The 24,095-nt window shown below is 38.5% G+C and carries 20 protein-coding genes; 6 read left to right on the top strand and 14 right to left on the bottom strand.

Going from position 1 to position 24,095, the window contains the following annotated elements; genetic code table 11:
* The first annotated feature begins 343 nt into the window (after positions 1 to 343).
* Positions 344 to 1,456 (top strand): GGDEF domain-containing protein, encoded by a 1,113-nt coding sequence (locus NQZ71_RS24850; protein ID WP_260054404.1) that lies wholly within the window; start codon positions 344 to 346, stop codon positions 1,454 to 1,456.
* Positions 1,457 to 1,497: 41 nt separating this feature from the next.
* On the opposite strand, the gene NQZ71_RS24845 is transcribed toward NQZ71_RS24850, so the two are convergent.
* Both NQZ71_RS24845 and NQZ71_RS24840 read right to left on the bottom strand, forming a co-directional pair.
* Positions 1,498 to 2,907, bottom strand: a complete 1,410-nt coding sequence (locus tag NQZ71_RS24845) for an aryl-phospho-beta-d-glucosidase (RefSeq protein WP_260054403.1) — start codon at positions 2,905 to 2,907, stop codon at positions 1,498 to 1,500.
* Between the two features lie 21 nt (positions 2,908 to 2,928).
* Entirely contained in the window at positions 2,929 to 4,854 is a 1,926-nt protein-coding gene (locus tag NQZ71_RS24840; protein ID WP_317012536.1) for a beta-glucoside-specific PTS transporter subunit IIABC, read from the bottom strand.
* 193 nt (positions 4,855 to 5,047) lie between these two features.
* On the opposite strand from NQZ71_RS24840, the gene NQZ71_RS24835 reads away from it, so the two are divergent.
* Positions 5,048 to 5,869 (top strand): STAS domain-containing protein, encoded by an 822-nt coding sequence (locus tag NQZ71_RS24835; protein WP_144455362.1) that lies wholly within the window; start codon positions 5,048 to 5,050, stop codon positions 5,867 to 5,869.
* 190 nt (positions 5,870 to 6,059) lie between these two features.
* Positions 6,060 to 6,896, top strand: coding sequence for an STAS domain-containing protein (locus tag NQZ71_RS24830; RefSeq protein ID WP_260054402.1), 837 nt, complete (start codon positions 6,060 to 6,062; stop codon positions 6,894 to 6,896).
* A 50-nt stretch (positions 6,897 to 6,946) separates the two neighbouring features.
* On the opposite strand, the gene NQZ71_RS24825 is transcribed toward NQZ71_RS24830, so the two are convergent.
* Entirely contained in the window at positions 6,947 to 7,093 is a 147-nt protein-coding gene (locus tag NQZ71_RS24825) for a YuzL family protein (RefSeq protein WP_285849315.1), read from the bottom strand.
* A gap of 111 nt (positions 7,094 to 7,204) precedes the next feature.
* Between NQZ71_RS24825 and NQZ71_RS24820 the strand changes: the two genes are divergently transcribed.
* A complete protein-coding gene (locus NQZ71_RS24820) occupies positions 7,205 to 7,579 on the top strand; it encodes an MmcQ/YjbR family DNA-binding protein (protein ID WP_317011971.1) in 375 nt (124 codons plus the stop codon).
* 122 nt (positions 7,580 to 7,701) lie between these two features.
* On the opposite strand, the gene NQZ71_RS24815 is transcribed toward NQZ71_RS24820, so the two are convergent.
* The 5 genes from NQZ71_RS24815 to NQZ71_RS24795 form a co-directional block, all read right to left on the bottom strand.
* Positions 7,702 to 8,160: a hypothetical protein gene (locus NQZ71_RS24815; protein WP_260054401.1), complete on the bottom strand. Its 459-nt coding sequence runs from the start codon at positions 8,158 to 8,160 to the stop codon at positions 7,702 to 7,704.
* Positions 8,161 to 8,352: 192 nt separating this feature from the next.
* Complete coding sequence (locus NQZ71_RS24810) at positions 8,353 to 8,523, bottom strand: hypothetical protein (protein ID WP_317011970.1); 171 nt, start codon at positions 8,521 to 8,523, stop codon at positions 8,353 to 8,355.
* A 166-nt stretch (positions 8,524 to 8,689) separates the two neighbouring features.
* On the bottom strand, positions 8,690 to 9,154 hold the full coding sequence (locus tag NQZ71_RS24805; protein WP_317011969.1) for a YrvL family regulatory protein: 465 nt from the start codon (positions 9,152 to 9,154) through the stop codon (positions 8,690 to 8,692).
* Between the two features lie 116 nt (positions 9,155 to 9,270).
* Entirely contained in the window at positions 9,271 to 10,230 is a 960-nt protein-coding gene (locus NQZ71_RS24800; RefSeq protein ID WP_144455374.1) for a LacI family DNA-binding transcriptional regulator, read from the bottom strand.
* 113 nt (positions 10,231 to 10,343) lie between these two features.
* Complete coding sequence (locus NQZ71_RS24795; RefSeq protein ID WP_317011968.1) at positions 10,344 to 10,490, bottom strand: hypothetical protein; 147 nt, start codon at positions 10,488 to 10,490, stop codon at positions 10,344 to 10,346.
* A gap of 151 nt (positions 10,491 to 10,641) precedes the next feature.
* Between NQZ71_RS24795 and NQZ71_RS24790 the strand changes: the two genes are divergently transcribed.
* Both NQZ71_RS24790 and NQZ71_RS24785 read left to right on the top strand, forming a co-directional pair.
* Positions 10,642 to 10,986, top strand: a complete 345-nt coding sequence (locus NQZ71_RS24790) for an avidin-fold protein (RefSeq protein ID WP_317011967.1) — start codon at positions 10,642 to 10,644, stop codon at positions 10,984 to 10,986.
* A gap of 210 nt (positions 10,987 to 11,196) precedes the next feature.
* A complete protein-coding gene (locus NQZ71_RS24785; RefSeq protein ID WP_317011966.1) occupies positions 11,197 to 12,831 on the top strand; it encodes an alkaline phosphatase in 1,635 nt (544 codons plus the stop codon).
* A gap of 73 nt (positions 12,832 to 12,904) precedes the next feature.
* On the opposite strand, the gene NQZ71_RS24780 is transcribed toward NQZ71_RS24785, so the two are convergent.
* The 6 genes from NQZ71_RS24780 to NQZ71_RS24755 all read right to left on the bottom strand — a co-directional run bounded on the left by NQZ71_RS24780 (position 12,905) and on the right by NQZ71_RS24755 (position 23,804).
* A complete protein-coding gene (locus NQZ71_RS24780; RefSeq protein ID WP_317012535.1) occupies positions 12,905 to 13,219 on the bottom strand; it encodes a GrpB family protein in 315 nt (104 codons plus the stop codon).
* A gap of 26 nt (positions 13,220 to 13,245) precedes the next feature.
* Positions 13,246 to 13,443 carry a GrpB family protein gene (locus NQZ71_RS24775; RefSeq protein WP_317011965.1) on the bottom strand — a complete coding sequence of 66 codons (198 nt, stop codon included), beginning with the start codon at positions 13,441 to 13,443 and terminating at the stop codon, positions 13,246 to 13,248.
* A gap of 100 nt (positions 13,444 to 13,543) precedes the next feature.
* On the bottom strand, positions 13,544 to 14,788 hold the full coding sequence (locus NQZ71_RS24770; RefSeq protein ID WP_144455382.1) for an MFS transporter: 1,245 nt from the start codon (positions 14,786 to 14,788) through the stop codon (positions 13,544 to 13,546).
* A 475-nt stretch (positions 14,789 to 15,263) separates the two neighbouring features.
* Positions 15,264 to 17,546 carry a glycoside hydrolase family 3 N-terminal domain-containing protein gene (locus NQZ71_RS24765; RefSeq protein WP_317011963.1) on the bottom strand — a complete coding sequence of 761 codons (2,283 nt, stop codon included), beginning with the start codon at positions 17,544 to 17,546 and terminating at the stop codon, positions 15,264 to 15,266.
* A gap of 39 nt (positions 17,547 to 17,585) precedes the next feature.
* Positions 17,586 to 20,711: an alpha-mannosidase gene (locus tag NQZ71_RS24760; RefSeq protein ID WP_317011962.1), complete on the bottom strand. Its 3,126-nt coding sequence runs from the start codon at positions 20,709 to 20,711 to the stop codon at positions 17,586 to 17,588.
* A gap of 93 nt (positions 20,712 to 20,804) precedes the next feature.
* Positions 20,805 to 23,804, bottom strand: coding sequence for an endo-beta-N-acetylglucosaminidase (locus tag NQZ71_RS24755; RefSeq protein WP_317011961.1), 3,000 nt, complete (start codon positions 23,802 to 23,804; stop codon positions 20,805 to 20,807).
* Positions 23,805 to 24,095 lie beyond the last annotated feature (291 nt).

Genomic DNA, 24,095 nt, shown 5'->3' with positions numbered 1-24,095 from the left:
ATACTGTTCATGCATAATAATTATTAGCTGCTACTAGAAAGGAAAATCATATGATTCAAATTGAACTACTATGTCACGAACTGAAGCGATTAATGGATGATTACTATACTTGTGATGACGCAGTAATCAAGGAGCAAATATTTAATGATATTAAGCTTTTGAGTGAGGGGCTTTTCCTTAGCGATCTACCTGAAGAGTATTTCTAAATAGAACGTGTATGCTATCTTCTGAGAACAAAGTTATCCCACTTTTTCATTATTGCCCTGCTTAGCTTTTAACTGGTGAAAAGTTCTAGTTACACGATGATGTTATTATGTTAAATTATCTATGGTGATATATATTTATGATACTAAAAGAATTATTTGCAAACTTTGCGATATTAACGTCATTAATCTTTTTATACACACAGCTAATTAAAACACCATTAAACCGCAGCTCAAAATTAAAATACAAAATTCACGCTGGCATTGTTGCCGGTATCTCTTCAGATATATTAATGTTTTACAGCATCGATATAGGTGATACTATTTTTGATTTAAGGCATATCCCACTTATATTAGTTGCATTCTATGGAGGCATAACCCCCATTACTATTGCATTACTGTTTTTTATTGTCGGGCGTTTGATGATAGGGTTTAGTTTTGCTTCTTACATCGCAATATGCTATATCCTTACTGTTTCCGTTATTACACTTTTACTTTCTTCTTCTAAAGTAAAGATGAGCATTCAGATGAAAATCGCTGTCATATTAACTGCAAACAATGTTTTGCTGTCTGTAATCGCGGTTTTTCTTGTTGATACTAAGGAACCACTTTCTTTGCTGATTCCGACTTATTGGGTTGCCTCCTATTCTGCCGGTGTATTAGCGTTTTATATGCTCGTATATCTTAGAAAAACGAAGCTGCTTTTGGATAAGTACAAGCTGGAATCAACTACAGATGGTTTAACTGGATTAAATAATGTCAGGAAATTCGATGAGGTTTTTAATACGCTCACTAATAATGTGGGGCAGAAGGAAGAAAAGCTTTCTCTCCTTTATATTGACATTGATTTTTTCAAGCATATAAATGACACATATGGTCATGGTGATGGTGATATTGTTTTAAAAGAATTAGGTGCCCTGCTTTCCTCTTCCACCCGTTCATTTGATATAGTCAGCAGGAATGGCGGTGAGGAGTTTTCTGTCATTTTATTAGACTGTTCTCTTGAAAGAGCAAATGAGATTAGTGAAAGAATCAGAAAAAATGTAGAACAATTTCCTTTTACATTAAGCTCTGGCGAAGAAATAAATATTACCGTTTCCATCGGTGTTGCAAGCTATCCAGAAACAACTAATGATGTCAGTGTCCTTATCGAAGAGGCAGATAAAGCATTGTATCAAGCAAAAAGATCTGGAAGAAACCGAGTATGTATGAATTATGAAGTCAACCAGCTGCCTATTCTTACATCAGTATAAACAAAAGCAGGACCTTAAATTTTAAGGCCCTGCTTTTCTAACTAAAGGACTTCTCCATTAGTCTCAATTACTTGCTTGTACCAATAAAAGCTTTTCTTCCTTAGTCTCTCATTAGACCCTTTTCCTTCGCTGTCCCTATCAACATAAATAAATCCATAGCGTTTCTTTAATTCAGCTGTTGAGGCACTAACCAAATCAATTGGTCCCCATGACGTATAACCCATTATTTCTACACCATCGCCAATTGCGTTTTTCATTTCATTAATATGCTGCTGAAGATAGTCAATTCGATAAGTATCCTGAATTGTGCCATCCTCCTCAAGCTTATCAACTGCACCAAGTCCATTTTCTACAATGAATAACGGCTTTTGGTATCTGTCATACAGTTGATTACAGACCGTTCTTAACCCAACAGGATCTATTTGCCAGCCCCATTCTGACGATTTTAAGTATGGATTTTTGACACCTTCAAATAGATTACCTGATGCCTTGCCTGCTTGATGTTCTGGGTCAGTGCTTGCGACAAATGACATATAGTAGCTGAAGCCTATATAGTCGACAGTATAATCCTGCAATAATTCCAAATCCCCTGTTTGCATTTCTATATTAATTCCATTATCAGCAAAATAGTTGGTCATATATGTTGGATAGTAGCCTCTAGATTGAACATCTGAGAAAAACAGTGTCTTCCTGTCCTGTGATAATGCTGCAAACATGTCTTCTGGTTTAGAACTGAAAGGATAGGTTATCATCGAGGCGATCATACAGCCTATTTGTGATTCAGGTATCTCCTCATGCCCTGCTTTAACAGCGAGGGCACTAGCAACAAACTGATGATGTGCCGCTTGATAAATTTCCTGTTCATTATGAACGCCATCCTTGAACAAAAGACCTCCGCCAGTGAATGGGGCATGCAATAGCACATTAATTTCATTAAAAGTCATCCAATACTTTACCTTGCTGCGATATCGTTTAAAAATCGTCTTCGCGAAAGTTTCATAATAATGGACTACCTGTCTGTTTTTCCAGCCGCCGTATGTTTCGACTAAGTTCAGGGGCATCTCATAGTGAGAAATAGTCACAACAGGTTCGATATTGTATTTTCGTAATTCATCTATCATGTCATCATAAAATTGCAGGCCTTTTTCGTTCGGCTGCTTGTCATCACCATTCGGAAATATTCGTGTCCATGCGATGGAAAAACGAAAGGCTTTAAAGCCCATTTCTGCAAATAGGGCAATATCTTCTTTATACTTGTGATAAAAGTCAATTCCTTCATGATACAAGTTAAAATTCTTCATGGAAAAATCAGGAGGACTCATAATACCGTTAGGAGAAACATCTGCAGTAGATAAACCTTTACCGTCCGCTTGATATGCTCCTTCTAACTGATTTGCTGCAACGGCACCACCCCAGAGAAATCCATCTGGGAATTGCACTGACCTGCTCATTTTCTTCACCTCATCTATTTATTAAGCCTTTACTTTTGTTTCGATTAACTGATCTCCCGCCTTTGCCTGCTTTAGCTCAGTTGATGTTATGCTTGTATAATCCCCTTGATTTGTGACAATAACAGGTGTAGAAACAACATATCCCGCTGTTTTTATCTCATTTATGTCAAAATCAATTAGCAGTTGCCCTTTCTTAACTCTTGATCCGTGGCCAACATGTGCATTAAAATGCTTGCCATTAAGCTCGACCGTATCCATACCAACGTGGATCAAAATTTCTGATCCTTTATCAGATGTAATGCCTATTGCATGATTGGTCGGAAAAAGGGCTGTTACTGTACCATCTACAGGTGAGAACACTTTTCCTTCGGCTGGTTCAATCGCTACACCTTTACCCAGTGCACCTGAAGCAAATGCCTCATCCTTCAGTTCTGATAAAGATAGTACTGCACCATTTATTGGGCTATAAATCACCTCATCACCTAACTGCACAGGAACCTGCTCCTCTTTGGTTACCTGGTTATTTACAGTAGTGGTGTCTGTCGATTCTGTTTTACTGTTTCCAAATAAGTAAGTTAGAATGAATGCCAGAATAAATCCGACAATAATGGCGATGATTGCTCCCCAGAACCCAAATGTTATTCCTGCCTTTGGATCAATATAAGTAGGAATTCCAAAAATTCCAAGGCCACCAACCATAAAAATTTGTGAATTGGCAAACCCAAGAATTCCACCGCCGACAGCTGCGGCAATACAGCTGATAATAAATGGTTTCTTTAATGGTAGCGTAATGCCATAAATAGCCGGCTCTGTTACACCAAAAATCCCTGAAATAAACGCCGGTATGCTCAATGATTTGTATTTTTGCTGCTTAGTTCTAACCCATACACCAAGTACTGCACCGACTTGCGCAAAGGATGCAGCAAACATAGTACCAAGGATCGGATCTGATCCACTTACTGTCAGGTTATTGATCGCAATTGGCACAAGCCCCCAATGAAGCCCGAATATGACAAACACCTGCCATAGCCCTCCAACGAAAACACCTGCAATAATAGGGCTAAGATTATATAGCCAAAGTGTTGCTTGTCCAATTAATACACCTGCCCATGTTGCAATTGGTCCAATTACTAGGAACGTAATCGGCACTGCTATTAAAAGGGTGAAAAAAGGGACTAAAAAGGCTTTTACCACATCTGGAATTACCTTTCGGAAGAACTTCTCCAGCTTTGCCCCAAAGTAAGCAGCCAATATAATGGGTATTACGGATGATGAATAGCTCATTAATATTACTGGAATACCTAAAAAAGTTATATATACTGGTGACTGGAAAACGGTACCTGAAAATAATGTAGTAATGGCAGTTCCTGTCGACAAGGTTGTTAATGTCGGGTAAACAAGTGAAGCACCAATTACCATTCCAATAAAGGTAGTCCCGCCAAATTTTTTACTTGCTGTATATCCTAAAAATATCGGGAAGAAATAAAATAAAGAATCACCAAGCGCATTTAATATTTGATAGGTTCCTGACGTAGTTTCTAGCCAGCCTAATGCTAAAAATAACGCATTAAACCCTTTAATCATCCCAGTTGCTGCCAGCACTCCTAATACAGGTGTAAAGATGCTGGAAATGATATCAATGAATTGATTAAAAAGACCTTGAGTCTTCTCATCTTGTTTTTCTTCAGAGGTTTGGTTATTAAACCCGCCTACCTCCACTACCGCTTTGTATACGTCAGGTACATGATTTCCAATGACCACTTGATATTGGCCACCGCTTTTCATAACGGTAACTACACCCTCCATGTTCTTAATAACATCTGTATTCGCCTTACCTTCATCTTTCAGCTTAAAACGCAAACGAGTGATGCAATGAACTACACTGTTGACATTTTCTTTACCTCCAACATTTGCAATAATATCCTTTGCCAACTGTTCATATTTCACCATACACACCTTCCTTCCAATATTGTTGTATCTCCACATATTGTGCTACAACAATAGAGAACTTATCCTACTACCCCTTCCCTTAAGACTCATCAAATAATAACTTTAAATTTCCCTTATATATTCATTACTTATATAATATAAGATAAATAATAAAGAAATATATTTATTACTTGCCAAAGGGGTATTTGACATGAATCCAATCGAGAGCATTAGGGAAGAAATAAAGCAGTTTATTAACGAAAATGGGGAACAATTCGAAAATAAATTACTTTCTGAAGCAGTAAACGTCTCAACAAAAATTTCTGATATACTAAATAAGGGAAATATTGATTTATTAAAAAACGCAAAATTAATGGTTTTTTATATTGTTGATAATAAAGAGGAAGAATTGGTTTCTTTCGCTAAACAAGAAGGAATTGCATGGGCGATGCATTCTTTGACACTTGAGCTAAAATTGGAATGGGTTCAGGCTATTCGGAGAACGATTTGGCATTTTATCCATATCCTTGATGACCAAAAAGATATCATTAATGACCGAAAAAATTATTATATTTTAGAGAAAACCATCAACGAAAAGATGGATCGCTTTTTAAACAGCTTTTTCCTTAACTATTCAAACTATAAGGACGAAATGATCTTCCAGCAAAGAGAAATGGTCGAGCATTTATCTGTCCCGATTATCCCTGTGAAGCAGTCTGTTTCCGTTTTGCCATTAATTGGCGCAATTGACTCTTATCGGATTAGAGTTATTGAGGAAAAAGTATTAAATGATATTGCAGAATCAAGAATACAAACATTAATTATCGACCTTTCAGGCATTGCGATAATGGAAATGGATGTTATTGATTATTTTGAAAAGATATTAGCTGGCATCTCCATGATGGGATGTAAAGCAATACTTACTGGCCTTAGACCAGAACTCGTCAAAAAAATGGTTCATGCTGGTATTCGTTTTGAAAAAGATGCAGAAACTAGAGGTACACTTCAAGATACATTGAAGGCATTCCTATAATAAATTAACATTATCCCCTCTAAAGAGAGTGACATCATTAAATTTGTGGTAGTTACCTTATTTGGAGGGATTTTTTTGTATTAGGATAGAGACGTAAGTAAAAAGTACGATGGAATCTTAGACGGAATCCATTTTATAGTGTAAAATTTGTATGGACAAATAATACTTATAATCAGCAGGGGGATTGAAAGTGTATTCGAATAAAAAACTTTATCAGTTTTTTGTTGAACAGACATGGCAGCTCACAGAAAATTGGTATAAAAATTTAGATAAAACGAATTCAAGTGGAGTTTATGCATCTAATGACCCAGAAGTAATCCAGGAAGTGAAGCAACAGAACTATGAGTTTCATGAAAATTTCGCAGAGGTTTTTACGAAAGAAAAGGACAGCTTTTTAGCCGATTTTGAAAAATGGATTTTAAAGGTGGCTCAAGATCAGGAACATGCACAAACACCGATACACTTTATTATCCGAGAATTTCACAGAACTCAGCATCAGTACCTTCAATTAATGACTGCTTTTATAGAACAAAATAAAGACAGCATCTCAGTAAATGAAATACATACTATTTATCAAATTATCACAGACACGATGGGTTATGTAATTGAATGGTTTACAAAGGAGTATAACAAAAGCTCTGAAAAAAGACTTCATGCCCAACAGGAATTAATTCTTGAATTAAGCACACCTGTTATCGCGTTAAATAAGAAGACAGCTTTATTACCATTAGTAGGAGAAATAGACACTGCACGCGCAAAAATCTTACTAGAGAACACTTTAGAACAATGTAATCGACTAGGTGTAAACAGACTTCTGCTTGACCTTTCTGGTGTAGTTATCATCGATACAATGGTTGCACACCAAATCTTTCAGCTAATTGAGGCATTATCACTAATTGGCGTGAAAACAAATCTTTCTGGCATCCGTCCAGAAGTAGCCCAAACCGCGATCCAGCTCGGTTTGAAATTCGATAATATAGAAGTCAATTCCTCCCTCGCAAATTCAATCAAGCTAGCTAATATATAAATAAAACAGGCGGAATATTCTCCGCCTGTTCTTACCTTTACTAACATTAATCAGGATTTTTTTTGCTTTTTGTTTGAGGAATCAGACTTTCTGTTTCCCGTCTCTTTCATCGTAGTACCTTGTCCTTGTACTTCTGTAGAACCTAAACCAATTGTTGATGGATCAGCTTTTCTGTTTGACACTGTCTTCACCTCCATGGTTTAGTGTTCCTTAAAAAGAGGTTGTTATGAAATAATACTTCACAAAAAATGCAAGGCTTGCTCCTACATATCAAAAAGACATCTTAATTAAATGAAAGGAGGGTTAATATGGAGGACATCTTAAAGGAATATTGTAAAAGTTTATTTGGCGCAACATATGATTTTCAAGTAGATTGGAACGCAGACCGTTTTCACATTGGCGGGAAAATTTTTGCCATGTTAAGCTCCAATCAAAACGGCCAAAAATATATAACATTAAAATGTGATCCAGGTGAGTCCGAAGAATTACAAGAGGTTCATAAAGGAATTATCATTCCAGGTTACCATATGAATAAAACGCATTGGATAACTGTTTATTATGAATCAGATTTATCAGTGGAATTTCTTCAGAAGCTTATTTGTAATTCCTATAACTTGATTTTTGGGAAGTTAACAAGGAAAATGCAAAATGAAATAATGGAAAATAGTATACTTAAAGATTGAGCATCCTGTAATGGGATTGTTTTTTATTTTTGAGAAGAATAAAAAGCAAAATGGTAGACTATTTAAATACCTAGCAACTTTTTTTGTTCAAATTTATCGTACCTAATTAGTTCCTACTATTGTCATACTCCACAATGATAAATATAATATTCCCCATCCAACAACCTCTCGGACATAGCAATGACTTTTTCCAGTTGTCTAACTATTTCGTCTCGATTCAGGATTAGCCTTTCATACTCCCCATTTCGATTATCTTCCCCTACAAAATCACCTGTTAACTCCATTTTCTCTGGTGCATTTTTAAATAAATCCCGCCATGCCGAAAATATATTTCTTAAAGGAACTGCTGAGTGTTTATCCAGCAGTGTGACGCCATGATAATTAATTCCGAATCCAGCGGTTTTTACACGCATTCCTGGTTTTCTTGTTGGTATCCATTTTAAGGTGTCTATTATATATAGTATTAAATCATCATGCATGGCAATATGTTCAATATATTTACTATTATCACTTGTAAACTGCCAAAAGCTTATGACATCTGTAGTTCTGGGAATAAGATAAAAGTCGTGCTTTAATGCCATGTATTCCTCCAATTTTCTATTCTAAATACCCCGATTTCAATAGTTCTAGTTAATATTAATAGAATTGTTTCCGCGGATAAGTTCGTTTTATTTGTTAAGAGTCCCATACCTTTACCTCATAGAAATAGCCCCTCTTCTGTTAGTAAAGGAGCTAACACAAATCATATAAATTTAATAGAACGACAGAGATTCTTATTCTCCCTCTTCCTCATACGGTTTATGCTTAATATCAATTGTTTTAGTAGCAAAATCTATTGTATGCTGCAAATTATAAACACTGTGCTGGAAGGCTACTGATGAATCATCCAGTGTAAAAATGGCAATTAAGTCATTATCAACGTCAATGATGCTGTATTTGTGCATAGATTAGATTTCAACAAATAATGAATATTTTTCATGAAAAATAAGATTCCATTCAGAAGCGAGAGTTACTTGTTTAATTGACATAATAACCTCCAAAAATATAATATAATTCCAATTAATTGTAGTCCATTATGATTGAAGTTGGCAATTAAAAATTGAACAGGTATCATATTTGTTTTTCTTCTTGATTACTGCCGATATTTGCATCCATCACATAATCTGCTAGCGCTAAAATGAGTGAAACTATCACCCTTGTGATTGCCTCCATTTCAATCGAATTCATTACATTGTCTAGAAATGAGATAATAATAAGATTTACTAGAAAGGATAAGAAAATAAAGACTGCTTTGATTTGCGACTCTCGCCATTTTTGCGCTTTTCGCATTAATATTCGCATGACATTTGTGAAGAGCTCACCAATTCCTCCTATAAGTAAATATCCACCAATAAACCATAATAAGGAACCAAAGGAATCGTATTGAACACCCAACAGCCGAAATAAGCCAATGATACCAAAGAAGTAACCTGCGGTTATCACCCCTAGCACAGTGATAGCAATAATGGCGATTGCTATGATAATAATTATTTTTGTTCGAAGCGTTTCTGGCTTAAAAGGTTTGTCGTCACTCATCAATTTCACCTCTATTATTCCCTTTATATAATGTACGGTTACTCTGCCAATAAGTTTCGTTTTCCTGCAAGCTTTACATAAAGAAAAGAACTTAAAGATGTGCAGATCCTCAAGTTCTAAACAGTTTCTCTTTCTATTAACTTAACAGAGATTTGCTTATTTGAATTATATCCGTGATATGCATGTAAAAATAAGTCTCCCCCTAATTCAACAAGCGGTATATCAATAGTGGTAATATTCATCATTTTAGCAATAGGCTCATTATTGAATCCAATCACTGCAAGTTGTTCCGGGATGGATATCCCCTTCTTTTGGCATTCTATCATAATCCCTGCAGCCACTTGGTCACTAGTAATAATAAGTGCGGTCGGTTGAATATCCATGCTTCTCAGCCTCTGCATTACCTTTTCCCCGTCCTCGAAATACAAGCAATCATCCATAATGTAATCAGAATAAAATGGAAGCTTATATTTTTTCAAAAAGTCCCTATATGCTTGCTCACGCAGCGAACTGTTCGAACCAGTTTTTCTTCCAACACTATAACCAATTTTTTTATGTCCCTTTTGATATAAATACTCTAGTGCTTGGAAGAAAATTTCATAATGATCGATAAAGACAGAGGGAAGGCTTTTTTCTGTAGTCTTTTCACAAAGAACAATCGTTCCATATTGTATATGTTCTTGGATAAGTGCTAAGTCACATTTTCTTGAACAAATAATCAAGGAATCAATTTGCTTTTGCTTTAGCATCTGTAATGCTTCGATTTCCTTTTCTTCAGCATAATCTGTTTGAAACAAGACAAGCTTATAATCATTTTCTAAAGCTCTTTTAGCACACCCTTTAAGCAGCAATGCAAAATAGGGCGTATCAGTGCAAGGCAGAACGACACCCATAAGTTGTGTTTTTCCCCTGCTTAAATGAACGGCATTAATATTTCTGTTGTAGTTGGTGCATTCAATCGCTTTCAAAACAGCTGCTCTCTTTTCAGCACTTACATATGGGTGGTGATTTAAGACACGAGATACCGTCGAGACAGATACGCCTGACATTTTTGCCAAATCCTTAATGTTTGTCATCTTCTCACCTTATTTACTTCAATATACTTTATTACGATACTAACGTATGAAACGGGTACCAGGTCAATTCATCAAAAAGGGCCCATTAAGGCCCTTTGCGCAAAAGGATCTGCTTATCTTTTGTTAGCTGCTGTATTTGAATCTAAGAAATAATCATCAAATGTTTCAATTGGTGTGACGTTAATTGTTCCTCCTGATGTTTTTATACAAGCATAAGTACCGCAAAAGATAATGAAGCAAAGTAAAATGAGTGCCAGCATATCGTTCCCTCACCTTCTTATCATTTGCTTAAATTGTAATTTATGAAACGAGTACCAGGTCAAACACAAATTTAAAGTCTAAAAGTCTTATTGACTTGAAATGCGTTCCATAACTTATTCTTAAGTCAAAAATAGGAAGGATGGGTCCCACATGGAAAACATCAATGGAAAAGTTTTTTTGTCTAATCATCATGAAAAAGCACAGGAATTATTAAATTATGCCATCTTTCACTTTACGCAGGAAAATGACATTGTTACGGCAAGCTTTTATAGTAAGAGCATTTGTTATGGAGAGCTTGTGGGATTAGTAAACAAGTCAGGGATTCTTCACGTAATTTTGAACTTATTCTGCACAGATTCAACTTTTTACAGCGGCACTTGTGATTTCCAGATAAAAAGAATGGAAGATATCTGTATATTATGTGGCAACATTACACTTTCCGGTGAGGAGCAGCTACATAAAGAAATTATCCTCCAGGAAATAACTCCTTCCTGAAAATGAAGAAGTATTCATTCACTTGAGTAATTATTCCTATTTTCCCCTTCATTAACAAATGTTTACACATTCTTTACAATCTATTAACTTAGTCGCTTTATACTAAGAAGCAATTGATTATTAAAGGAGTGATTTTCTAATTCAGATAGTCCTAGTCAAAATAGCAGAAATCATATCTAACTTTTAGAAGTGAAAGGGGAAACGGTTAACATGAAAATAAATAAAAAGGTTATGGGAATCACTCTAGCAAGCTCTTTAGCACTAGGATCGTTTGCATATACTTCAGCAAATGAGAAAGTAGAAGCGAAAAAAGAATCACAACAGGCTAAAAACGTTATTGTCCTTGTCAAGGATGGAGTCAGCTCAACTACTACTACACTTGCAAGATGGTATAAAGGGGAGCCACTAGCGATGGACGAAATCATGTCTGGTGGTGTGCGTACATATTCTGCTGAATCGGCTGTCACTGACTCTGCTCCAGCTGGAACAGCGATGGCAACAGGTAATAAATCAAACGACAAATTAGTCGGCGTTCTTCCAGAAAAGATAGCGTCACCGGGAGTAGATTCTTCCCTTGCTGATGATCCGCTAAAACCTGTTGCAAATGTGTTGGAAGGGGCCAAGCTTGAAGGCAAAGCAACTGGTATTATTGCTACATCAGAAATCCAGCACGCAACACCAGCAGCTTTTTCTTCACACGTAACACATCGTACTGATTATGACAGTATCGCTGAACAACAAGTCTATCAAAACATAGATGTTGTGTTAGGCGGCGGGAAAAACTCACTAGAAGCTAAAAACCGTAAAGACGGTGAGAACCTTGTAGATGTTATTGAGGAGAAAGGCTATGACATAATAGAAACACGTGATGAATTATTGAAGTCAAAATCAAACAAGCTATGGGGAACTTTTGCGCCAGCAGCATTAGCATATGATATGGATCGTTCGCAAACAAATCCGGAAGAACCAACTCTTGCAGAAATGACGAAAAAAGGTATTTCAACACTTTCAAAAGATAAGGACGGATTCTTCTTATTTGTTGAAGGAAGCAAGCCAGACTGGGCAGCACATGCAAATGATCCAATCGGAATGATCAGTGATACACTAGCTTTTGATGAAGCAGTCAAAGAAGCTGTAGCTTTTGCGAAAAGAGATAAAAACACATTAGTTATTGCCGTTTCTGATCATGGGAACAGCGGAATTTCAATCGGTAACCAAAATACAAATTCTTCTTACCCTGCTACCCCAGTTTCTGCTTATATTGATCCATTAAAAGAAGCGAAAATGACATTAGAGGGTGCATTAAAGCAGCTTAAAAAAGACAATTCAAATGTTTTAGAAGTAGCAGCATTATATGGAATTACTAATCCTACTGCAGACGAAACGAAAGCATTAAACTCTTCAACTAACTTAAGTAAAACGCTTGTTCAGCTGCTTGCAAACCGCGCAAATCTTGGCTTTACAACAGGTGGACATACAGGCGAAGACCTATTCATGTATTCTTATGGACCAGGCAAGCCGACTGGTTTAATCGAAAATACAGATGTTGCAAAATCTTCGGCAACTGCATTAGGCTTCAGCTTAGGCAAAGTGGATAAAGAGGTATTCGTGGAAGCAGAAAGTGCATTCAAAAAAATTGGAGCAAAAGTCAGCATTGATTCATCTGACAAAACAAACCCTGTTCTAATAGTTAAAAAAGGCAAAACTACAGCAGAAATCCCAGTAAATAAAAATATTGTCACAATCAAAGGCAAGGATAAAGAGCTAAAAACAGTAACAGTTCAAAGCAATGGCAAGTTTTATGTGTCACAAGAAGCTGTTAATATCGTGAAAAAAGGTAAATAAGCTAGGATAGTAGAAATGCTCCCGTGTTCCGGGAGCATTTTTGGTTTATTATTAAAGATAAGTGTTTAAAGCTTTAGATTCCCTTTGTTAATTTGTTCTCTCCAGTTAATCTAGCAAAATCTATAATTCTCCTAATAAAAGGTCCTTTTCTCTCTGTATAAGCATGTCGATCTAATTTATGTACATGGGCAAGTTCTTCCTTTAGTGAAGCATATTCACTTACAGCTTCAGGATGAAACCGGAGATAATCACGAAAAAGTAATTTATCTTGCCATTCTGTACTGTCGTGTTCACAAATATGCAGATGACAAATCCCCTGACCCCATGGACCTTTCCTAAAAAATCTTCTATCTATACATTCTGGTTTAGGTACATATTCGTACTTAATATCGAGTAATAATGGTATCCAGTCAGCTACTTGGTTAAGATTATCAACACCTCCATTATATCAATAATAGGCTTAGCTGCTAATCCTTTAATTGACGTGCTGCCTATATGTTCAATTGCTAATGTTTTATCGCCTAGTGCCTCTAAAATCCTTGTCTTTTCCCGTTCAAATTTGGATTCCCATTCAGGATTGTGTGGGTGTAATTCTACAATAGATACTGACATGCCTCTTCTCCTTTTAGCAAAACATTGTCTTATTATTCAACCTTAATACCCTGCTGTCAGTACGACAGCAGGGTATTATACTGGATACTGTCAGAATTCATTAAGCTTCAGTAACCACAGGCTCACCTGCTTCAATTAGTGCCTTATTCCGGCTTAAGAAAACGGTAAGCACAAGCATGAATAATCCAGTGCCTATTAACAGCCATTCAATTCTAATAATATCTGCGAGTGGACCGAAAATAAGCATACCGATTGGCATCATGGAGGTAGAGATCATTCCTAACACGCCAAAAACTCTTCCTAAATATTCCTCAGAGATTTTCTCCTGCAAAAGTACAGTAGTTGGTGTGTTAAAAATTGGCATCGCAATGCCGAAGACTCCCATGAAGATTAAATATAACCAAAATGACGGCGCAATTCCGAGAGTTAATGTGCATACACCCATAATGACACTTGCAAGAGTCATTGTGCTGATCTTATTGCGGAAGCCGCCCCAAGCTGCAATGATGCCGCCTCCTGCAATCATCCCGATGGAAAAGGCAAGTTCAACTGCTGTCAAACGCCACACATCACTTCCAAAGCTGCGAGTAACCTGGAGCGGTGTCAAAAATGCAGCAGGTGCCATTAACACAAAGAAAATCGCAAAAAACACGAAAAATGACTTCAAAAAGCTGTTGCTGTTCACATAGCTCAAGCCCTCTTTAAAATCGGCAAAATAGCTTGTTGTCTGTTTTTCAGCTGCCTTTTCATGTACAGATATTTTTACAAAGGAAAGCATTGTAACAATTGCTATTGCTGCTGTAATGACATCTATAAAGAAGATAATCTCAATGGCTGTAGTTGCCAATAATGCAGCACTTACCATCGGTGATACGAACATGATGATAGCCTGAATGCTGCCATTCACTCCATTAACCTTTGTCAGCTTTTCCTTAGGAACAACCTGTGGCAAGATGGCACCAACAGCAGGTGTTTGAATTCCCGCCCCAAATGCCCGAATCGCCGCCATAACAAACAAGAGCCAGATTGAATCAAAGCCCATTATAAAAAGAATGGCCAGGATTAATGTAGCAAATGCGATAAGCCCATCAGAAAGTACAATCAAGATTTTCCGATTGTATCTGTCTGCCCAAACTCCTGCGATTGGTGACAGAATAAATGTCGGAATAAAGCCACAGATGATATACAATGTCATCATCATTCCTGATTCTGTTGTTAATGTGATATGCCACATGATCGCATACTGAACTAGAGATGATCCAAAAAGCGAAATAGTCTGGCTGCTTAAAAACAGGACGATGTTTCTTAACCAAGTTTCATTTTGCTGATTATTAACTAAGTTCATATTCCCCACTCATTTCATCTTATATTTTTAGAAATGGTGCTTCACCTACATCCTTAGAAAGGCTCTGTCCTAACAATAAAAGACAGCAAAAAAGAGGGCAGACTATTCCCTCTTTAAAACTACCCGTCAAATAAAGGCTTCCTTAAAAATAGACAGACCATTCCCTACTCTAAAACATAGGCAGAGCTTCATACGTATTCAATTAACGAATGAATGGTGAGAATCTTAATCTCATGGATGCTGTCAAAAGGAAAACCTCCATTTCCTGTAAAGTTGCTTTAAGCATAACAAAAACACTAGTTAAATTCAACCGCTTTCAGATGAAAAATCTTGCAATTTAGTTAGTTTATAATCCTCTGAAAGTCCATCTACATCAAGGAAAAATCTACTTAGCAAACCTCTTCTTTTTCTTTGAAGCAAAAGACAAAAAGAGGACTAAAATTAGTCCTCTCCCTAAATATGTCCACATCAAGAATCAACTGATATTTAAAGCAGCTCCTAAGCTACTGACGGGGTTTCCAACTTCTATTTCAAAGTCTCCCTGTTCCACCTTGTAGGTATTGTGACTGCTGAACACTTGCAGCTCCTCTGCTCCTAGCTCAAGGCGAACTTCTTTTGTTTCTCCTGCCGCAAGCCATACCTTCTTAAAGCCTTTTAATTCCTTCACTCTCCTAATAATGCTTCCAGCCTTCCCTTTTATATAAAGCTGAAGCACGTCATAACCGTTATTATCACCAATATTTGTAACATTAACAGATATACAGAACTTTTCCCCGTCGGCTAACGTTTCTGCTGCAATTGACTCTCTACTAATCTGAAGATTATCATATACGAATTCTGTATAGGAAAGGCCAAAACCAAACGGATATAAAGGATCACCAGACATATCATAATGGTCCTTTTTATATCCTCCATCCTTATAATTATAAAAAACAGGCAGCTGCATGGCAGACCTTGGGATCGAGACAGGTAATCTTCCGCTCGGGTTAACCTCTCCAAATAAAATCTCCGCGATGGCCTGACCGCCCATTTGCCCTGGATACCATGCACTTAAGATTGCTGGCGCATGCTCTGCAATCCAAGGAATTGCATGGGGTCTGCCAGAAATCAGTACCACTACAACCGGTGTCCCTGTTTCTATTACCTTTTGCAAAAGCTTAAGCTGCAGACCACCAAGCTCCAAATCGGCAGTATCGACATTTTCGCCGCAGTCCATTTCCTCCTCACCAGTTGTATTAATAACTGCACCGTTCAGATCAAACTGGGCATTAAAATCCCTTGCACTTGAACCGCCTAAAACAACAACAGCAACATCTGAATTACTGGCAAGACGAACTGCTTTTTCCAATCCTTCCTCCTTATCAGATCGAATGCCGCAGCCCTGTTCATATACCACCTCTGCATCTTTTGCCAATGATGTGATTCCCTTCAAGACGGTGATGACTCGGCTTTCTCTTTGAAATGGTGTATAATCGCCAAGCTGATTATACATCGCATCTGCATTCGGGCCAATGACCGCAATTCTTTTCAGCTCCTTTTTCAAGGGAAGAATACCATCATTTTTTAACAGCACAATCGACTGTCGAGCTGATTCCAAATTGATTTTTTCTGACTGTTCCTTATTTCTCTGTGGGTTCTTCTCCACGAAAGGATTGTCAAACAACTCCATTTTGTATTTAAGTGTCAACACTCTTCTTACAGCGTCATTAAGCTTTTCCTCACTAACAAGTCCTAATTCGACTGCAGCCTCCAAAGCTGGATACACATCATCCCACAGGCTTATGTCTACACCACTTTCAAGTGCTAATGCTGCTGCCTTTTCTCTGCTTTCCGTTAAGGCAACTAAATTATCAAGTGCACAGCCGTCAGCCATTACCACTCCATTAAATCCTAATTCCTCTCTCAGAATCTGCTGAAGAAGATGACCGTTAGCATGGCAGGGTATGCCATCAATTTCATTATAGGCGGCCATGCAGGCGAGAACACCTGATTGGATAGCCGCTCTCATCGGCGGCAAGTGAATTTCCCTCAATTCTCTTTCACCAATGGAAGCTGGTGCGGCATTTTTGCCTCCCGCACCGTTTCCCTGTGCAGCGAAGTGCTTTAATACGGCAATCATTTTGTCCTCTGGAATCAGCTCAGCTTGCTTCCCTTGCATCCCATTAACAACAGCCTCTGTTAACTGTGCTGCGAGAAAAGGATCCTCACTAAAGCATTCCTCTGATCTACCCCAGCGCGGATCACGCAATATATCCAATGTCGAAACGAGTGCAAGATGAGCACCTTTTGCACGGACTTCCTCTGCAACAGCTGCCATTAGTTTCTCATGCAGCTCTGGATTCCACGTTGCACCAATCCCTAAATTAACAGGTGTTATCATACTATCTAAGCCTTGATGACCGTGTGAGCATTCTTCTGACAGCAGAACTGGGATGCCTAGTCTTGTATTTTCCTTAACATATTGCTGGATCATATTGGCTACTTCAGCACTCGCTTCCACTGTTATGCCATTGTCAAAATGAATGGCAGACCATGGATCAGAACGGAATAACCCATAGAGAACACCAATTCCATCCCATTGCTGTACATGTTCTTTAAACTTTTCCGTTAGAACATAGCCAGTGTCTGTTTTTTCGTAGACCTCCCAGCCATACAGCTTTTGATTAACCTGGCCAACCTTTTCCTTTAATGTCATTTTAGCTAATAATGCTTCAACTTGGCTTTTTTCCGTTTCGTGCGCTTGATTAAAATGAACCATTTCCCCACCTGACTCTTATCATTTTATTGGTTGCATAAACTACAGGTTTACGACAATTGTTTTTACTTCATATGGCTTTAATGCTGCCGACAGCTTATTACCTTCCAGAGAAATATCTGCTTGTTTCTCTTCCAACAAATTTGTTTCATATGCGGAATCAGCCTGCCCTGCCAAGGATAGGTGAATTTGCTCTCTGCCACCACTCGATTCGTACATTCTCAGCGTAAGACCATTGCCATCCTCAGACATTTTGACCGTATCAAGGATAGTCTGTTTAGCCTCTGTTTTAATGAAGGAATACGAACTTGGAAGACTTCCAAGATGTGCTGTTGCCTGAATAACAAGTGCAGGATGATTTAGTTCATAGCCTTGCTTCACCACTTCAGCTTCTCTCCAGTCTCCTTCATGCGGGAAAAGGGAGTAGGTGAATTCATGCAGGCCAATATCCGCTCCCTTGTCTGGCCATTTCGGTGCACGCAATAAGGATAAACGCAAAACATTTTGTTTCACATCATATCCGTATTTGCAGTCATTCAGCAAGCTGACACCATATCCTGCTTCAGACAGGTCGGCAAACCTATGTCCACATACTTCAAACTGCGCTTGCTCCCAGCTTGTGTTTGTATGTGTGGCTCGTTCTACAGCTCCAAACGGGATTTCATATGTTGCTTTACTGCTCATCACATCGACTGGAAAAGCAACCTTTAATAATTTATGCTGTTCTTGCCAATCGACTTTCGTTTGAAAATCAATTCGTTTATTATGGTGGTATAAAATCATGTCTTGTTCAACAATGGATTGGCCAAGCTGCCATTTAAACCGAATGATATCCTTCGTTGCACCCTTAGTGCTGCTTTGCTCTAAAAGACTGACCGTTTCTGCGCGCTGTTCTGCAAAATTCGGATCGATATCCCATGCATCCCACAGCATCGGTCTGTCATGGAAAAGCTGGAACTGATTGCCCAAAGCTCCACCATGCACTACCTCACGCCGTAAGTTCTTATCATATAGACGAGTAATTTCTCCAAGCTCGTTCCATTCCACAAGATAATAATCTGTTTCCCAATTGCTCACAGCTTTCTCCTGTTTATCTATTTGGATATTTTCCAACTCCTTAAGCCAAATGACCTTATAGCCCATTTCTGGAATTTCTGGAACATAAACAGATAGCTCAAATTGCCCATCTTCCATTTGACTAATATCTGCAGGCAACACTTCCCCATCCTGATTGACAGCGCCTTTTCCTGCCAATTCTAATCCTCCGGTGATTTTTACTGTTTCAGACCTCTCCCATGACAGACTGTTGAAGACAACAACAGGTATCCCATCACCCTCTGTGCTAATTTGCTGTTCCAGCTCCTGTAAAGCTGTATTTCTTACCTTTTCCCCGCATGCAAAAATTTCTTTATAATCAGACTCCGAATCAACATATACCTCTGGAATAGATGAGCCTGGAATAATATCATGAAATTGATTGAGCAAAAGCAGCTTCCATCCATGCTCCAATGAAGGATCATGGTTTGCACCTGCAAAGCTTGCAGCAACGCTTCCCCAAATTTCAGCATCACGGTAAAGAACCTCTGCTTTACGATTCCATCTTTTATTGCGGGCATGTGTTGTATATGTTCCGCGGTGAAGCTCTAAATACATATCACCAACCCATGCTGGCAAAGCCGGATTTTTCTCTGTTATGCCATCGAAAAATTCATGTGCTGTACTGTTTACGACAGAAGGTAATCCAGGCAAGGATGCAGACCGATCAACATAATCAATCATTTCTTGTGTAACTCCACCGCCGCCATCTCCATGGCCGTAAAGCAGCATTTGATGCGGGTGGGCATTTTTTTGCTTGTAACTGTCCCAGTGGCTTTGGATTTCTTGTGGATGGGTATACTCATTTAAGCCATGATTCAAAAAGGACAAAATCCTCGTCCCATCGATTCCTTCCCAGTAAAATAAATCAAACGGAAAAGGGTTGGTATCATTCCAATTCATTTTTGTGGTCATAAAGTAGTCAATTCCAGCACCCTTTAACAATTGCGGCAAGGAAGCACAATAGCCAAATGTATCTGGAAGCCATTCAATCCTTGGTTTAATTCCAAATTCTTCCTTATAAAACTTCATTCCATATAGCAGCTGACGAACCAACGCTTCACCTGATGGCATATTTAAATCAGGCTCCACCCACATCCCGCCGACTACCTCCCAGCGTCCATCGGCAATATGCTTTTTCACTCTTTCATAAATGTCAGGATAATGCTCTTTAACAAAGGCATATGCTTGAGGCTGGCTTTGTGCATAAGTAAAGTTCGGATTCTCCTCGAGCAGTGTACTCATTGTTGAGAAGGTTCTGCTGCACTTGCGAATAGCTTCTTTTACAGGCCACAGCCAAGCCAAATCAATATGAGACTGGCCTACCATCAGCATTTGTCCGTTCGTGCTGTCAGACAAATCTGCGAGGCTTTCGATTAAATTTTCTTCTATTTCTGCAACGAGGGAAAAATCCGTTAATGCTGCCGGCTTTTCGGACAGTATCTTTCGTTCCACCTCTGACAAAGAGGTGATAATTGTAGATTTGTCTATATTACCTTCAGGTAGTAGTTTTGCTGTTTCATAGTAACACTTCACTGTTGCAAGCAGGCTTTGCACAGCGCCATTTACTAAATCAAGACTGCCCTGCAAAAGGGTCAACGATGGTGGATCATATTCTGCTGGTTCATTTTGATAATTTAACTCATCAAGTGTTTGGCCGGCATAGTTATATAATTCTATATGAATAGTAATCTTTTCTGATTTCCGCGCATCTTCCGGGAAAGGAACATAGCTGCGGTTACGGTCAATTCCGTGATGTGGTTTGCCATTAATAGAAACGAGTCCCTCATGAAGAGTCCTGCGCCCCTTTGCACTGGAAAGAAACGTAAGACCGAATGGGCGATTTCTCCAGTTGGATGGAATCGAAACTTCCTTTTCCAAAAACATCGTGGCACCAGCATCAATTAGCCAATCACCCTCATTAATAAGAACTGTTTCATCTGAGTTAAATTCATATTTTCCCGGCTCCATATAAACTCCACGCTTTGCCTGCCAATCCTCCACTTGAATCGATTCTAAAACCTCAAACTTCCCTAAATGCTGAATAAATCGCTGTATTCTTTCCAAAGACAATGTCTTCCCCTCCGATGCTAGTATTCTTAAAAATTAAAAAAGAGGATGGCAAACAGCAAATCTTTCTGCCATCCCTTAACCCTACGTTATTTACTACTTCGACATATTTCTTAGGAAATAATCCGCACTAGCATTTAATGTAGTTTTTGCGCCGTCTGACATTCCCTTCATTTTCTTACTGTTTATTTCATCCTTAAATTTCTTCATTTGGATTGCTGCTTGCTTTATACGATTCTCTTCATAATGCTTCTTTGCAGCATTCAAGACTTTTGTTAATTGCTTGCCAGCTGTCTCAGTCATTTCACCACTGGCAACAAAATCATTGATTTTATTGTAAAGATCATCTAACGACATTCTGATAACTGTTGTTGCCTTATTACCTGAATAATCCTCTATCACAAATTCAAGAATGCTGTCTGTTGCTTTCGTTTGGAAGGTAAGCTCCTTCAAATGTGTGCGCCCCCGCACAATATAAGGCTTTTTGCCTTGACTGTAGGTCGTATCAAATGTTTTGGCTTCTCCATTTTCATAAACATATATATGGTGCCAATCTCTCGTATTTGGTAAATCCCACTTAACAGAATTTCCATCAATGGTGACCTTTTCAGCCGGATATGCTTCTATCGTTTTATCAAAAAACGTACTGCGATAGCTAATCCAGTTTTGGCTGCCGATTTTGATCTTAATCAGATATTTATCTCCATTCAGCGGCATATTAGGTAGCGTCGCCTCTGTTTTTCCTTTTTTTACAGTGACAGTTTTATTAACTTCCTTTGCATAGTCGTACTCTGTTGCAATATTTACGGTAACTTTCCCATCCACATTGTCTGGATTTTGCCATGACACGACCATATCACCGTTATCTGCTTGAGTTGCTTCGATGTTACGCACACCTTTTGTTAAATCATATTTCACAACAGCAGGTGCACTTTCTTGACCGTCTTGGCTCACAGCTGTCAGAGAAATATCACCAGATAATCCCTGCAAGTTTTTGATGTAAAATACTTCGTCATAAACTCCGCCCACATATGCTCCATTGTTATAGACATTGTATTGCTTCACATTTTCATAATCGTCCAGCTTCCAAGCGATATACATTTCATTCGAGTCACTTAATGCTTCTGTTATCTTAAGATCCGTCGGAGCCTTCGGTTTCTTAATCGAACCATCGCTAATTTTCACTTGCCCGATATTCATCTGATAATCAGCTATCTTTTCCTGTTCTCCATTTGCAAATACGATGCCAAATGCAGCAAGCTCTTTTCCTGCATATTTGGACAAATCAAGATTCGCTGTTACCCATCCATTCGTCTTTTTACCGGAATTAGGCACTTCCACTTTTACTGCCTTTTCTGGTTTATCCTTAAAGAATAAACCGATACTCATAAGTGAGGAGTCATCTTGAGATGGTTTGTTATAGGTAATTGAAAACTTCGAGCTCTTTTTCACTTGTAAATCAGTTTTATAAAGATGCAATAGGTTTTCTGTATCCAACGAGCCATTCACAACAAGCGAGCTGCCGCCATTAAAGGCACCAACCTTTTGATAGCTGTATCTTGCTCCAATATTGTAATCAGGACCAAAATCAAAATCTGCCTGCAGTGGTGTTCCAGTTGTATCCATCCACCATTGCCATGTCACCGGAATGTCTTGAATATTAATATTTGACCATTCATCTTTATTGCTTAGCTTGCCATTTACATAGTAATCTAAGCCACGGCCCATATTAAAGTTGGACACAAAGTTGGAGCCTTGAATAACACTGCGCTCAGCGATATAGGAAGCAACGCCGTCCCAGTTATCCCCTTTTGCCGCTACGTCTGCAAGCTTAGCTTCTGCGTTTCTGCCTGGGTTTGTTGGGTCTAGATTAGGACCACTCCACCAAGCACGGTCACGAATAAAGGACATCCATTGGTAATCACTGTTGTTACGTCGATTTGAATCTTCTCCGCCAAGATCTTCATCTAAGGCATGATGAGTAAAATCGGATCCAAGCATAGCAATACTATTCATCGGCTTCCCGTTGCTGTCCAAATTATTTCGTAAATCATTGCGCTGTTTATTAAATCTGTCACCACCTGCTTCAACACCTGCAAACACAGTTTGCAAAGGATCTAACCCTAAGCTTTCAGCATGGGCTTTCGACTTTTCCAGCTTTTGTTTGTTCCAAAGATAGTTTAAGAAAATGGAGTCAGTCAAAACTCCGTATTTTGAATCCTTTACAAACGGACTGTTGACAGCCGTGAATTCGTTTTCATATCTTGTTTTACCTGTTGTATTATCAACAGAATCGTACCACTGCACATATAGGCCGCTTTGTTTCATTGCCTTTAAAAACTCTTTATATACAGGAATATCCTTAACAGCAACCCCTGCCCTTGCTTCCTCCTGATTAAAGAAATAGCCATCATACCCATAGTATTCAGCCATTTCAATAAGCTTTTCAGCAACAGGGAAATTGCCGTCCTTGTCTTTAACAAACATTTGTGAATATGTCTGTGGTCCCCTATCATTATCCGAAAAGAAAATAACAGCGAGTGATTTAACCCCGTTTTTATGGGCCGCATTCGTATAAGCAGGATTTGGAATATTTAACGCTCCAAATTCAAACCATCTTTCATACCAAGGTAGGCTCGGATTATATAAATAATCTGGAACATCCGCTGACGCTGTTCCATGCCAATACGAATAATAATCGACATATTGCCAGTACGGAAACGTATATTGACCAAACTTATTCGTATATGTCGTACTGTCCATAAACGCATTCCCATAATCACCAGCAAGATTAAACATTTGCGTATCCGCACTTATCTCCGGGTTTGCCTGTGTAGCAGAAAACGCTTGATTTCGGTCTTGCAATGGCACTCTCGACCTAAGCATTTCAGCGTTTTTATCTGTCTCTGGTGTCCAATCTAAAATGTGATTCACCGTATATCCATGCTGTGTAGGCTGATTCAAACCAGTTGCACTGTCACCAGTAAATGGCAATGTATCCCCAGCCAAAGCCGGAGACAAGCCTGCCAGCAGCATAAACAGCATAATAACCGTGACGATTAGCGTCTTTTTCGTTTTTCCCCATTTCGAAAACATCCATTTGCCTCCCTTTTTTGTAACGAATGTATGTAATAACAAAGAAGTGAAGGATTGCTTTCTGTAGTAATCAATAGCTGCCCATTAAGATTGAATGAGTGATAGCTTCACCTCCATTCACACATATTGTTTACACCAGCTATAAAACAGGCAAAACAAAATGTAAGCCCTTCCATTATTTTAGCAGTCCTAATCTAAGCATCCTATTGGTAAAAGCATAGATTCATTGGTTAAAGTAAAGAACAGTTTTGCTTGAAGCGGAATAAAAAAAGTGTCCGCTTATGCTGACAC

Source organism: Niallia taxi (genome assembly GCF_032818155.1).
GTDB classification, from domain to species: domain Bacteria; phylum Bacillota; class Bacilli; order Bacillales; family Cytobacillaceae; genus Niallia; species Niallia taxi_A.
The sequence above is the reverse complement of the archived record's forward strand: the minus strand, read 5'-3'. Positions and strand labels throughout refer to the sequence as shown.